Genomic DNA, 13,076 nt, shown 5'->3' on the forward strand with positions numbered 1-13,076 from the left:
ATGAAACCAGACCTGTCTTCCCTTTGGCAAGAATGCCTATTGCAGCTACAAGACCAAATTTCACTAACAGATTTTAGTACATGGCTACGTCCATTACAGGCAGATTTTAATGTACCAAATATGATCGTTTTGTATGCCTCAAATGTGTTCATTAAGCAAAAAGTGGATGAAAGTTATTTAGCACAATTAACCAAAGTTGCACAAGAGTTAAGTGGGCAGGCTGAGTTAGTCATTCAAGTTAAGGTTGGTGTCAAACCAGAAGTACGCCTCCCTCAAATCGAAAATAAAAAAATTGAAGTCAATAAAAATGAAAAACCACAGATGGTAATTCGTTCTTATTTAAATCCTAAGCATTTATTTGAAAATTTTGTTGAAGGTAAGTCAAATCAATTAGCACGTGCTGTTGCACAAAAAGTAGCAGAAATGCCAGGTGAGCAAAGCTCGAATCCACTATTTTTGTATGGTGGAACGGGTTTGGGTAAAACACATTTATTGCACGCAATTGGCAATGGTATTTTGTTACGCAATCCTAATGCCCGTGTACTTTATATTCACGCTAATAATTTTATGCAACAAATGGTTAATGCAGTACGTGATAACAAGATGGATGAATTTAAAAAATTCTATCGCTCTTTAGATGCATTATTAGTTGATGATATTCAATTTTTTGCAGAGAAAGAAAAAACACAAGAAGAGTTTTTTCATATTTTCAATAGCTTATTTGATACAGGTCGCCAAATTATTTTAACTTCAGATCGTTATCCAAAAGAAATTGAAAAGTTAGAGGAACGTTTAAAATCTCGTTTTGGCTGGGGGTTAACAACAGCAATTGAACCACCAGAATTAGAAACTCGCGTTGCTATTTTGCTGAAAAAAGCAGAAGAAAAAAATATTTATTTACCAGAAGAAGTCGCATTTTTCATCGGACAAAAATTACGTACTAACGTACGTGATTTAGAAGGTGCATTAAATCGCGTCAGTGCTAATGCAGAATTTATGGGGGCACCAATTACGATTGATTTTGTTCGAGAAACGTTAAAAGATATGCTGGCATTACAAGATAAACTTGTGACAGTTGAAAATATTCAAAAAGTAGTGGCAGAATATTATCGAATTAAAGTATCTGACTTAAAAGGGAAAAGTCGTTCTCGTTCTATTGCCAGACCAAGACAATTAGCCATGGCATTATCAAAAGAGTTAACAAATCGCAGCTTGCCAGAAATTGGTAAGAATTTTGGTGATAAAGATCATACAACAGTATTGCATGCTTGCCGAAAAATTGCCGAATTAAGGGAACAAGAACATTCTTTACAAGAGGATTGGTCAAATTTAATCCGCACACTATCTGTGTAAAAAGGGGAAAATATGCAGTTTATTGTTTCAAGAGAAAACCTATTAAAACCATTGCAACAAGTTTGTGGCGTATTGAGTAGTCGTCCAAATATTCCCGTATTAAATAATGTATTGTTGCAGATTCATGCTGATCATTTAGTGATTACTGGTACTGATTTAGAAGTTGAGCTTTCAACGCAAACTGAGTTATTAAGCTCATCTCAGCAAGGTAGCTTTACTATTCCAGCCAAGAAGTTTTTAGATATATGTCGTAGTTTACCAGAAGGGGCAGAAATTTCGGTTAGTTTTGAGGAAGATCGTGCAATTATAAAATCTGAGCGGAGTAAATTTAATCTTTCAACATTGCCAGCAGAAGAGTATCCGAATTTAACTGACTGGCAGTCTGAAGTGGATTTTACGATTGAACAAAGCACATTACGTCGTTTAATTGATGCGACTCAGTTTTCTATGGCAAATCAGGATGCACGTTATTTTTTAAATGGTATGAAGTTTGAAACAGAAGGGAACTTATTACGTACTGTTGCTACTGATGGGCATCGCTTAGCTGTTTGTACTATTGCTTTAGAGCAAGATTTGCAAAATCATTCTGTCATTGTACCGCGTAAAGGTGTATTGGAATTAGCGCGTTTACTTGAAAATACGGATTTGCCTGCTCGTTTACAAATTGGCACGAACAATTTACGTATTGAGCTAGGAAATATTATTTTTACTTCAAAGTTGATTGATGGTCGTTTCCCTGACTATCGTCGAGTTTTACCGCGTAATGCGACACGTATTTTAGAGGCGGATTGGGATGTGCTAAAACAGGCCTTTGTACGTGCAGCAATTTTATCGAATGAACGTTTTCGTAGTGTGCGTTTACAATTAAGTGAAAATCAACTTAAAATTACTGCCACTAACCCAGAACAAGAAGTAGCAGAAGAAATCATTGACGTTTCTTATCGTGGTGAAGAAATGGAAGTCGGTTTTAATGTTAGTTATATTTTAGATGTACTTAATGCGTTGAAATGTAATCAAGTACGTATGCGTCTAACAGATGCGTCTTCAAGTTGCTTAATTGAAGACTGTGAAGATGCAAGTGCTGAATATGTCATTATGCCTATGCGTCTATAATTACGTTTCATGTCTTTATGGCTATTTCTCGCTTACTAATTGAAAACTTTAGAAATTTAACAGCCGTGGATCTTGAATTAGATCACGGCTTTAACTTTTTAGTTGGGAATAACGGTAGTGGGAAAACAAGTTTATTAGAAGCCATTTTCTACCTGGGGCATGGTCGTTCCTTTAAAAGTGCGGTTAGTAATCGTATCATTTCTTATGAACAACCACATTTTACTTTGCATGCAAAAATCCAAGAACAGCAATATCAGTGGTCAGTTGGTTTACAAAAACAGCGACAGGGTAATAGTGTCGTCAAGATTAATGGTGAGGACGGAAATAAGATTTCTGATCTTGCTCATTTATTACCTATGCAACTTATTACACCTGAGGGGTTGACTTTGTTAAATGGTGGTCCTAGTTACCGACGCGCTTTTCTAGATTGGGGATTATTTCATCATCATAATTATTTCCATCTTGCTTGGATAAATTTAAGTCGCCTATTAAAACAACGTAATGCAGCATTACAGCAGGTAACAAGCTATTCTCAATTAGCGATTTGGGATACTGAGTTAGTTAAATTAGCTGCTCAGGTAAGTAAATGGCGAGCAGAATATGCAGAAGCGTTACGTCCAGAAATTGAGAAAACGTGTCAGTTATTTTTACCTGAACTGGAAATCAGTGTGAGCTTTCATCAAGGATGGGAAAAAGAACGAGATTATGCTGAATTACTTGTACAAAGTTTTGAACGTGATCGCGCTATCGGTTATACAGTATCAGGTCCTCAAAAAGCGGATTTTCGTTTTAAAGCGAATGGGTTACCTGTAGAAGATATTCTTTCTCGAGGGCAATTAAAATTACTTATGTGTGCGTTACGTTTAGCACAAGGCGAACATTTAATGAATCAGAAGCAACGCCATTGTATTTTTTTGATTGATGACTTTGCTTCTGAGTTAGATGAATATAAGCGTGCTTTATTAGCTGAGCGTTTGAAGAAAAGTGGTTCTCAAGTTTTTGTGACAGCAATTACGGAGTCTCAGTTAAAGCAGATGCAACCAAAACAGCATTACACCTTTAGTGTAAAAGATGGTTGCATTTTACCTATTTAAATTTTTATTTTTGGCTACATACTGCGATAAAGTGTAATTTATTTTTTGGATCATTAAATGTTTTAAACATACGTTTAAATTGTTCACGATTTTCCGATTTCAGAGCATTTTTAATAATTCTGAATGTACCTATTACACCTTCATCATAAATCAGTCCTGTTGGAGATAAAAGTGTCATTTCTCCTGAATAAGTATCTACATTACGAAATCCACATTGATTAAATAGTGATTTCCAATCTTCTTTTGTTAATGGGGCCACGCTGACATTAATGGCATTACGCATATCTTCTAAGATTTGTTGATGATTATCACCAACTAACATGACATCATGAGTTAATAAGAAACCCTTCGGTTTTAGTACACGTAAATATTCTTTAATTGCTTTTTGTTTTGCCTCAATAGGTAACATTGTTAACATAGCTTCATTAATTACAATATCGAAACTATTGTCTTCGAAAGGTAATTTCATTGCATTAGCGCGCTGTACATGGATTAAGTCTTGTAAGCCTTCATTAGTAATATTTTCGTGTGCTTTTGCTAGTGCATCTTCATCTAGATCAACCCCTTCAATATGACAGCCATATTGTTTAGCTAAACTAATAGCAGTAGTTGCCATATTACAAGCAACGTCTAATATTTTCTTATTGGCATTAAAGTCAGCGTTTGCAATTAGCCAGTCTGTAGCTTTACGACCACCAGGACGTAGACGTGTTTTTCCTAAACGTGCAAGAAAATTATGTCCAACTTCTTCTTTTCTCATTATTTACTCCTTAATTCATTACTTTTTAGATAGATTATCATCTTTAAATAGAAATAAGAATTATTATTAGAGTCTATAGCATAGATAAAAAAATACGGTCAAAATTGACCGCACTTTTATCCTCAAAACTTAGCGAGTACCGTAGACAACAATTGTTTTTCCGTGTGCGGAGATCAAATGTTGATCTTCTAACATTTTTAAGATTCGACCTACTGTTTCACGAGAGCAACCAACCATTTGTCCAATTTCTTGGCGAGTTATTTTTATTTGCATACCATCAGGGTGTGTCATTGCCTCAGGCATTTTTGCAAGATTTAATAATGTTTGAGCAATACGCCCCGTTACATCTAGAAACGCAAGATTACTGACTTGTCTTGATGTATTTTGTAAACGGCGAGCAAGCTGTGCAGATAAATGCATTAATATATCAGGGTTGACCTGAATTAATTGACGAAATTTTTTATAAGAAATTTCTGCAATTTCACATGGGCTTTTGGCTTTAATCCATGCAGAACGTAGTTGTCCTTCTTCAAATAGACCTGCTTCACCAAAAAAATCACCTTGGCTTAAGTAAGTCAAAATCATTTCTTTTCCATCTTCGTCTTTAACTAATACTGCCACTGAGCCTTTAATTAAATAATAAAGGGTTTCAGCTTTCTCACCTGCATGAATTAATGTACTTTTAGAAGGGTATTTATGAATATGACAGTGAGAGAGAAACCATTCTAATGTCGGATCTATAGATTGGTTAGCTTGCATTTGTTCTTGCACGGAAGACCTCCATAAACTAATTTTGTTTGCGACAAAGTAGAATTATTTGAGCAAGTCCATTTTGTCTTTTATATCAATTGACTCGTGCAGTTCAGACCAGACTATCACGACATTACCTTGTTGAATTTGATAAATTAAATTTTGTTTTTTTTGTTGTAAAGAAAGTTCTTGTGAACCGTAGTCCGTGCCTTCTCGTAAAATAAAGCTCTCAACAATATTATTGAGTGTTTCTTCATCTAATTCTTGCCAAGGAATAATCATATTCTTACCTAAATTTACATTTTATGCAAATAACGTTTCAATTAATCGCCATTGTTGTTCAAAACTCTGAGTTGGTGAATGACGGAAATTAGAGCGAACATAACGCATAAAATGCCCTTCACAAAAGCTCACTAGATGTGAAGCAATGACTCGTTCGTCGTAATAGAAACCTTTTCCCTCTCGTAATTTTCGCATTTGCAAAATATTCACAAATTGAAGTTCTAGACGATCAAAAAATTGTGCAACACGGGCTTGTAACTGGGGTTCTTCAAACATCAATGCGTGCCCAGTTAAAACTCGCGTTAATCCTGGATTTTTACGTGCAAAATCCAAAATCATTTGTAGAATATTGTGAATACGTATTGCAGTATTCGTTTCATTTTTGACAGATTGAGTAATACGAGTGAATAAATGATTTTCTAAGTTATCAATCAGTGCTTCAAACATCTTCGTTTTGCTTGGATAGTAGCGATATAGTGCTGCCTCTGAAACACCAACTTCTTCTGCTATTCGTGCTGTTGTCATACGCTCCATTCCACGTTCTGAATGTAGCATATGAGTAAGAACAGTAAGAACTTGCTGGCGTCTCTCTTTTAGACTACGTTTGGCTAGTTTTTCCATGAGTTATTTTTTACCTGAATGACCAAAACCACCTTCACCACGATCAGTTTGTGTAAATTCGTTAACAAGATTAAATTCAGCTTGAACAACGGGCACGAAAACTAATTGTGCAATGCGATCACCTACTTCAATTTTAAAAGAATCATTACTGCGATTCCATAACGAAACCATCAATGGACCTTGGTAATCAGAATCAATTAAACCAACTAAATTACCAAGTACAATGCCATGTTTATGCCCTAATCCTGAGCGAGGGAGAATCACTGCTGCAAGGTTAGGATCTGCAATATAAATCGATAATCCAGTTGGAATTAATACAGTTTGTCCTGCTGCGACTGTGATGGATTCATTAATTAATGCCCTTAAGTCAAGACCTGCTGAGCCTGTTGTTGCATATGTTGGTAAAGGGAACTCAGTACCGATACGTTGATCGAGAATTTTAACATCAATTTTTTTCATTCTTTTTCCTACTTTTAAAAAACATGATACTTTCCATTTTATGCTGAAATGAACGTTTCACAGAGCGACTGACTAATTTCATTATTTTGGCTCATTATTACGCACTGATCATGAAATTTTAACCATTTAACTTGTTCAGCTGCGTATCAGATGTTGAACACTCATGGTGAAATGTATCATGGTGTTGATTTAAAACGAGTAATGATTTCATTAACTAGTTGTTTGGCTAGGTCGTTTTTATTAGTTAAAGGCAACCTTTTATTGCCTTGTGACCAAAATAAGTGCAAACGATTTTGCTCTTGACCAAATACTTGGCCTCCCGATACATCATTGGCGCAGATCATATCGAGTTTTTTACGTTGCAATTTATCTTGAGCATATTTTTCTATGTGTTCTGTTTCTGCAGCAAAACCAACAGTAAACGGACGATTTGCTGTCAAATGTCCTACATCAGCAATAATATCTGGGTTTTTGATGAGTTTTAAACTAATTTCATCACCTGATTTTTTAATTTTTTGTTGAGCAACTTCAGCGACACGATAATCTGCTACAGCAGCACAACCAATAAAAATTTGATGTTCTATTGCACATTGCAGTGCTTGTTGGTGCATTTCTTCGGCAGATATCACATTAATTCGCTTAACATTTGGTGGTGTAATCAGATTCACTGGACCTGTAATTAAAGTGACTTTTGCTCCTCGTTCTACGAAGGCTTGTGCAATAGCAAAACCCATTTTTCCAGAGCTATGATTGCTTATATAACGGACAGGATCGATTGCTTCTCGTGTTGGTCCTGCTGTAATCGCAACAGATAAGTAAGTAAGATCTTGTTGTTGGTCAAAAAGCTTACTGAGTGCTTCATAAATTTCTTGTGGTTCAGACATACGCCCAACGCCGATATCACCACAAGCTTGTTCCCCACTATTAGGTCCAATAAAAGCCATGCCTCGAGCAGAAAGAGCGGCTAGATTTTGCTGCGTTATAGTTTGAGCAAACATTTGTTGATTCATTGCTGGTGCGATTAAAATGGGAGCTTTCGTCGCCAAACAAAGAGTAGAAAGTAAGTCATTTGCCATACCTACTGTTAAACGAGCAAGAAAATCAGCACTTGCAGGTGCAATCACAACAGCCTGAGCCCATTTGGCTAATTCAATATGCCCCATAGCAAGCTCGGCTTGTGGGTCTAATAAAGATTGTGATACTGCATTACCTGAAATCGCTTGTAATGTAAGTGGCGTAACGAATTCAGTTGCAGCGTGTGTGACAACAACCCGCACTTCAGCATTGTTTTTACGTAATAAACGAATTAACTCTATGGATTTGTAAGCCGCAATACCGCCAGTAATTCCGACGACAATGCGTTTTGCTTGGAGTTGTTGCATTATGAATCCTTATGCTGAATTATTGTTCAAACTAATTGAAGCTTTATTTTACTGTAATTTGTTTGAAGAAAGAATTGTATTTTTGCGATCCTTATTACAAAACGTGGTTGTATGAGTGTTTTGTTAAAAAGCGGCTTGTTAGTTTTTTCATTTGTTCTATTAATTTAAGAAGAGCGAATAAGTATGATGAACGATCAAACAAAGTTAATGCCACGTGAAAAATTATTGCAATTCGGAGCCAGTACACTTAGTGATGAAGAGCTTTTAGCTATTTTTTTACGAACAGGGATAAAGGGGTGTCCTGTAATGCGTTTATCAGAGCAAGTGTTACAGTATTTTGGCTCATTACGAGGCCTTATTTCAGCGACACAAAAAAATTTTTGTGCAGTAAAAGGAATTGGAATTACTCAATTTATTCAGTTACAGGCTTGTACTGAAATGACCAAACGTTATTTATTAGAAGAGTTAGAGCTGACACATGCATTTGGGAATTCAGAAAATGTGAGATTTTATTTACAAACAGTTTTAGAAAACAAGGAAAGAGAAATTTTTTTAGTACTATTTTTAGATAACCAACATCGTCTAATTAAACAAGAAGAGATGTTCTTAGGTACAATTAATACAGCTTCAGTTTATCCACGAGAAATTATTAAAAGTGCGTTGTATTGTAATGCTGCCGCATTAATCTTGGCACATAATCATCCATCTGGAAATGCAGAGCCTAGCATGTCAGATAAAAGAATTACTCAAAGAATACAAAGTGCGGCGGAATTAGTTGAAATTCGTGTTTTAGATCATTTTGTGATAGGTAAAGGTAATTACTATTCTTTTGCAGAAAATGGGTTGATATAGCTTTTCTTATTATGATTTGATTCTTCATCTAAAATTTTCACATTTATTTAGAGTAAATCTCGTCTTTAGGCTTGAGAATAAAACATAAAGTGAGTATAATTCACCACCTTTAATATAGTATGCGGGTCGGTTACAGCGACCTGACGAGGTAGCTATCAAAATTGAACTTATTAAGATTTAATACAATTTTGAAGTAATCCGAACCCTAAGCTCGAGCTTATATTTGATTTATTGGAGATTAATATGTCTAGAGTCTGTCAAGTAACAGGCAAGCGTCCAACTGTTGGTAACAACCGTTCGCACGCTATGAATGCGACTCGTCGTCGTTTTCTTCCAAATTTACATACTCACCGTTTTTGGGTTGAGAGTGAAAAACGTTTCGTAACTTTACGCTTAACTGCGAAAGGTATGCGTATTATTGATAAAAAAGGCATTGATGCAGTTTTAGCTGATATCCGTGCTCGTGGCGAGAAAATCTAAGGAGCTAAAAAATGGCAGCTAAAGGACCTCGTGAAAAAATCAAATTAGTTTCAACTGCTGAAACTGGTCATTTTTATACCACTACTAAAAATAAACGTAATATGCCAGAAAAAATGGAAATTAAAAAATACGATCCTGTAGTGCGTAAACACGTTATTTATAAAGAAGCTAAAATCAAATAATTTTAGTAGAATATAAAAGACCCGACAATGTTCGGGTTTTTTTATAACAAAAATTTAAGGATTGATCATGCCTGAATTGCCTGAAGTTGAAACCACCAAAAATGGTATTGCCCCTTATATTGAGGGTTATGTTATAGAAAAAGTCATTGTGCGCCAACCTAAACTACGTTGGATGGTAAGTCATGAATTGATGTCTATTATTCAACAAAAGGTAGTGAATATTAGTCGTCGTGCGAAATATCTTATTCTTCATACCGAATGTGGTTACATTATTGGACATTTGGGTATGTCGGGATCTTTACGAGTCGTTGAACAGTCAGATGTTATTGATAAACATGATCATCTTGATATTGTAATGAATAATGGCAAAATTCTGCGTTATAACGATCCTCGTCGTTTCGGTGCATGGTTGTGGACAAATTCATTAGATGATTTTCACCTATTTCAAAAGCTCGGACCAGAGCCTCTTTCTGAAATGTTTAATGCTGATTATTTGTGGCAAAAAAGTCGTAAAAAACAAACCGCACTTAAGGCTTTCCTGATGGACAATGCGATTGTTGTTGGTGTAGGTAATATTTATGCGAATGAAACATTATTTTTATGTGGGTTACATCCTAAGAAACATGCAGGTACTTTAACAAAAGTACAATGTAATCAACTTGTTGATATGATAAAAAAGGTACTTTCTACAGCCATTCAACAAGGCGGAACGACGTTGAAAGATTTTCTTCAACCTGATGGTCGTCCTGGTTATTTCGCTCAGGAGTTATTAGTTTATGGAAATAAAGATAAACCTTGCCCAAAATGTGCGACAAAAATTGAAAGCATCGTGATTGGACAACGGAATAGCTTCTATTGTCCAAAGTGTCAGAGTAATAAAAATTAATAGAGAGATGGTTCATTTCTATTATACTAATAATTGTAGTTGAAAGATTTAATTCATAATTTCTGTTAACTATATGTTTATATTAATAAAGAAATAGCCAGAAGCAACGCTTCTGGCTATTTCTTTATTAATATTTGGAAACTACTTAATCAAAGCAGTTAAATCATTAATTATTTCGTACTTGGGATATTGAAACGTTTATTGAAGCGTTCTACACGACCACCAGTATCAACAACACGTTGTTTTCCTGTATAGAATGGGTGGCAATTGCCGCAAACATCTAGATTTAAATCTTTACCCACTGTTGAACGAGTTTTAATAACATTACCGCAAGAACAAGTTGCAGTAATTTCTACATAATTAGGGTGAATACCTTGTTTCATTAGAAAACCTCAATTTGAAGCCACGCCGCTATCAAGCACATTGTCCGACACCGCGTGTAGTTAAAATTACGTCTTTAAATAAGACACTCTTTATCAGAGCGCAAATTCTACAAAAAAAATGTTAAGTATTCAAGGTAATTTAGCTTAAATAGACAAACAACATAGCTGGTGCTATATTTCCTCCAAATACAGTTCGGACCTCAAACAGTCATAATTAATCATACTATGCATCTCATCCGTATCGCACTTGCTGTACCATTAGTACAGTTTTTTGATTATCTTTTACCTCCCCATATACATGTTGTGATTGGAGGGCGAGTTGTTGTACCTTTTGGGCATCAAAAGCGTATTGGTCTCGTTATAGACTTTCCAGAACAAACTGATATGGAAAGGTCTCAACTAAAATTAGTACTTGATGCCCTTGATAACGAGAGTCTTTTTCATAATGAAATGTGGCAATTGTTACATTGGTCAGCCTTATATTATCAGCATCCAATAGGTGATGTGTTGTTTCAAGCGTTACCAGTGAAACTACGTCGAGGAGAAAGTGCGATTGAAAAGAAACAAATTTTTTGGAAATTAACTGCGCTTGGTGAGAAAATTTTGTCTCAGGATGTAGAAAATAAGGCATTTAAACGCTCAGCTAAGCAATTAGAAGCATTGAATGCATTAGCGATTTCACCTTTAGAAAAAAATCATCATGCGTTCAATCGTACTATTTTTTCTCGCCTGAAAGAAAAAGGTTATATTGAAGAAGTGGAAATTCCACCTTTAGTACGGTCTTGGCAGGAGCGTTTAGACGGATTGCCAATAGTAAAAGCAGAAAACCGTTTACATTTAAATCCTCAGCAAGCTCTTGCATTTAGCCAATTGATATTTAATGAAGGTTTTGCTGCATGGCTTTTAGATGGTGTAACAGGATCAGGTAAAACAGAAATCTATCTTCAATTTATCGAGGAAATATTAAAAAAGGGTAAGCAAGTATTAGTTCTTGTCCCTGAAATAGGACTAACACCTCAAACTGTGCAGCGTTTTGAAGCACGTTTTAATGTACTGATTGATGTGTTGCATTCCAATTTAAATGATTCGCAGCGCTTAAAAGTATGGCAAAGAGCCAAAACAGGTCAAAGTGCTATTGTCATTGGTACACGCTCTGCTTTATTTACACAATTTTCTGAGCTTGGTTTAATTGTGATTGATGAGGAGCATGATGTTTCTTTCAAGCAACAAGAGAGTTTTCGATATCATGCTCGAGATTTATCTGTGGTTTTAGCGAAACAATTAAATATTCCCGTGTTAATGGGGTCGGCAACACCGAGTTTAGAAAGTTTAAATAATGTTGCTAATGGTAAATACCGGCATTTAGTTTTACCAAAAAAAGCTGCGAATTCGACCGCACTTCGTCATTTTGTCATTGATTTAAGGCAACAACGATTACATCATGGTTTATCTGAAAGTCTGTTGATGAAGATGGCTCAGCATTTACAAAAAGGTAATCAAGTCTTATTGTTTTTAAATCGTCGTGGTTTTGCGCCTGTGTTGTTATGCCATGAATGTGGCTGGATTGCGCAGTGCAAACATTGTGAGAAGCCTTATACTTATCATCAACGTCAACGTGTATTACGTTGTCATCATTGCTCATCTCAAAAAGCGATTCCAATGCAGTGTGGAGATTGTGGATCGACACATTTAATGACGACTGGGTTAGGTACTGAACAGTTAGAGTTGGCTTTGAATAGTCATTTTCCACAGTATCAAGTGACACGCATTGATAGGGATAGTACTGCGCGAAAAGGGAAACTAGATGCCTATTTAGAAGATATTCATCAAGGCCGAAGTCAAATTTTAATTGGTACGCAAATGTTAGCAAAAGGTCATCATTTTCCTAATGTGACTTTGGTTGCTTTAGTGAATGTTGATAGTGCATTATTTTCTGTAGATTTTCGTGCAGAAGAGCGTTTAGCTCAACTTTATGTACAAGTTGCAGGGCGTGCAGGGCGTATGGAAAAGCAAGGAGAAGTAGTGCTGCAAACACATTATCCAGATCATCCTTTGTTACAGGCGTTATTGAAACAAGGTTATGACCAGTTTGCTCAACAGTCATTAATATTGCGTAAGAATATGGGATTGCCTCCTTTTGCTGCACAAGCTTTATTTAAAGCACAAAGTCGTCATGAGCAAGCGGCTGAAAAAGTTTTACAACAAATCGCCTATTATTTTGAGCAGTGGAATGAAATAGAAAAATCAGATTTAGCTATTTTAGGACCGATAGTGGCTCCCTTTAGTAAAAAAGCAGGGCAATATCGTTGGCAGTTATTATTACAGCATCCATCAAAGTTAGTGTTACAACGTGCATTATCGTCATTTCAGCATACGAAACCAATTAAGTTTGGACAAGTACATTGTGTATTAGATGTTGATCCTCTTGATTTAACCTAACACAATTTGCCTTTGGTTTGAGTTAAACGTGTTTTTTCAG

Annotated in this window: 15 protein-coding genes; 8 read left to right on the forward strand and 7 right to left on the reverse strand. The window is 35.8% G+C overall.

Annotated elements, in window-relative coordinates:
- From dnaA to recF, 3 genes are read left to right on the forward strand one after another with little or no spacing between them, the layout of a single operon-like run.
- Positions 1-1,353: a chromosomal replication initiator protein DnaA gene (dnaA, locus tag K7G93_RS00005; protein WP_226690202.1), complete on the forward strand. Its 1,353-nt coding sequence runs from the start codon at positions 1-3 to the stop codon at positions 1,351-1,353.
- Between the two features lie 12 nt (positions 1,354-1,365).
- Positions 1,366-2,466 carry a DNA polymerase III subunit beta gene (dnaN, locus tag K7G93_RS00010; RefSeq protein WP_049214591.1) on the forward strand — a complete coding sequence of 367 codons (1,101 nt, stop codon included), beginning with the start codon at positions 1,366-1,368 and terminating at the stop codon, positions 2,464-2,466.
- A gap of 17 nt (positions 2,467-2,483) precedes the next feature.
- On the forward strand, positions 2,484-3,560 hold the full coding sequence (recF, locus tag K7G93_RS00015) for a DNA replication/repair protein RecF (RefSeq protein WP_160531150.1): 1,077 nt from the start codon (positions 2,484-2,486) through the stop codon (positions 3,558-3,560).
- A 4-nt stretch (positions 3,561-3,564) separates the two neighbouring features.
- Here recF and K7G93_RS00020 read toward each other — a convergent pair whose 3' ends face one another.
- The 6 genes from K7G93_RS00020 to coaBC all read right to left on the reverse strand — a co-directional run bounded on the left by K7G93_RS00020 (position 3,565) and on the right by coaBC (position 7,814).
- A complete protein-coding gene (locus tag K7G93_RS00020) occupies positions 3,565-4,320 on the reverse strand; it encodes a class I SAM-dependent methyltransferase (protein ID WP_049214589.1) in 756 nt (251 codons plus the stop codon).
- A gap of 129 nt (positions 4,321-4,449) precedes the next feature.
- On the reverse strand, positions 4,450-5,091 hold the full coding sequence (gene crp / locus K7G93_RS00025) for a cAMP-activated global transcriptional regulator CRP (RefSeq protein WP_049214588.1): 642 nt from the start codon (positions 5,089-5,091) through the stop codon (positions 4,450-4,452).
- 42 nt (positions 5,092-5,133) lie between these two features.
- Positions 5,134-5,352 (reverse strand): YheU family protein, encoded by a 219-nt coding sequence (locus tag K7G93_RS00030; protein WP_049214587.1) that lies wholly within the window; start codon positions 5,350-5,352, stop codon positions 5,134-5,136.
- Between the two features lie 21 nt (positions 5,353-5,373).
- The gene (slmA, locus tag K7G93_RS00035) at positions 5,374-5,973 is read right to left on the reverse strand and encodes a nucleoid occlusion factor SlmA (protein ID WP_226690203.1); all 600 of its coding nucleotides are present in this window, start codon (positions 5,971-5,973) and stop codon (positions 5,374-5,376) included.
- Positions 5,974-5,976: 3 nt separating this feature from the next.
- Positions 5,977-6,432 carry a dUTP diphosphatase gene (gene dut / locus K7G93_RS00040; protein WP_226690204.1) on the reverse strand — a complete coding sequence of 152 codons (456 nt, stop codon included), beginning with the start codon at positions 6,430-6,432 and terminating at the stop codon, positions 5,977-5,979.
- Between the two features lie 176 nt (positions 6,433-6,608).
- A complete protein-coding gene (gene coaBC / locus K7G93_RS00045; protein ID WP_223667887.1) occupies positions 6,609-7,814 on the reverse strand; it encodes a bifunctional phosphopantothenoylcysteine decarboxylase/phosphopantothenate--cysteine ligase CoaBC in 1,206 nt (401 codons plus the stop codon).
- Positions 7,815-7,997: 183 nt separating this feature from the next.
- On the opposite strand from coaBC, the gene radC reads away from it, so the two are divergent.
- The 4 genes from radC to mutM all read left to right on the forward strand — a co-directional run bounded on the left by radC (position 7,998) and on the right by mutM (position 10,214).
- On the forward strand, positions 7,998-8,666 hold the full coding sequence (radC, locus tag K7G93_RS00050) for a RadC family protein (protein ID WP_374107377.1): 669 nt from the start codon (positions 7,998-8,000) through the stop codon (positions 8,664-8,666).
- Positions 8,667-8,909: 243 nt separating this feature from the next.
- Entirely contained in the window at positions 8,910-9,146 is a 237-nt protein-coding gene (rpmB, locus tag K7G93_RS00055; protein WP_046339539.1) for a 50S ribosomal protein L28, read from the forward strand.
- A gap of 11 nt (positions 9,147-9,157) precedes the next feature.
- Positions 9,158-9,328 carry a 50S ribosomal protein L33 gene (gene rpmG / locus K7G93_RS00060; RefSeq protein ID WP_049214582.1) on the forward strand — a complete coding sequence of 57 codons (171 nt, stop codon included), beginning with the start codon at positions 9,158-9,160 and terminating at the stop codon, positions 9,326-9,328.
- Between the two features lie 67 nt (positions 9,329-9,395).
- Positions 9,396-10,214 (forward strand): bifunctional DNA-formamidopyrimidine glycosylase/DNA-(apurinic or apyrimidinic site) lyase, encoded by an 819-nt coding sequence (mutM, locus tag K7G93_RS00065; RefSeq protein ID WP_226690205.1) that lies wholly within the window; start codon positions 9,396-9,398, stop codon positions 10,212-10,214.
- A 170-nt stretch (positions 10,215-10,384) separates the two neighbouring features.
- Here mutM and rpmE read toward each other — a convergent pair whose 3' ends face one another.
- Complete coding sequence (rpmE, locus tag K7G93_RS00070; RefSeq protein ID WP_049214580.1) at positions 10,385-10,597, reverse strand: 50S ribosomal protein L31; 213 nt, start codon at positions 10,595-10,597, stop codon at positions 10,385-10,387.
- 225 nt (positions 10,598-10,822) lie between these two features.
- On the opposite strand from rpmE, the gene priA reads away from it, so the two are divergent.
- Positions 10,823-13,036, forward strand: coding sequence for a primosomal protein N' (gene priA, locus K7G93_RS00075; protein ID WP_226690206.1), 2,214 nt, complete (start codon positions 10,823-10,825; stop codon positions 13,034-13,036).
- The last annotated feature ends 40 nt before the right edge of the window (positions 13,037-13,076 follow it).

The organism is Pasteurella canis (assembly GCF_020810675.1).
Lineage (GTDB): Bacteria > Pseudomonadota > Gammaproteobacteria > Enterobacterales > Pasteurellaceae > Pasteurella > Pasteurella canis.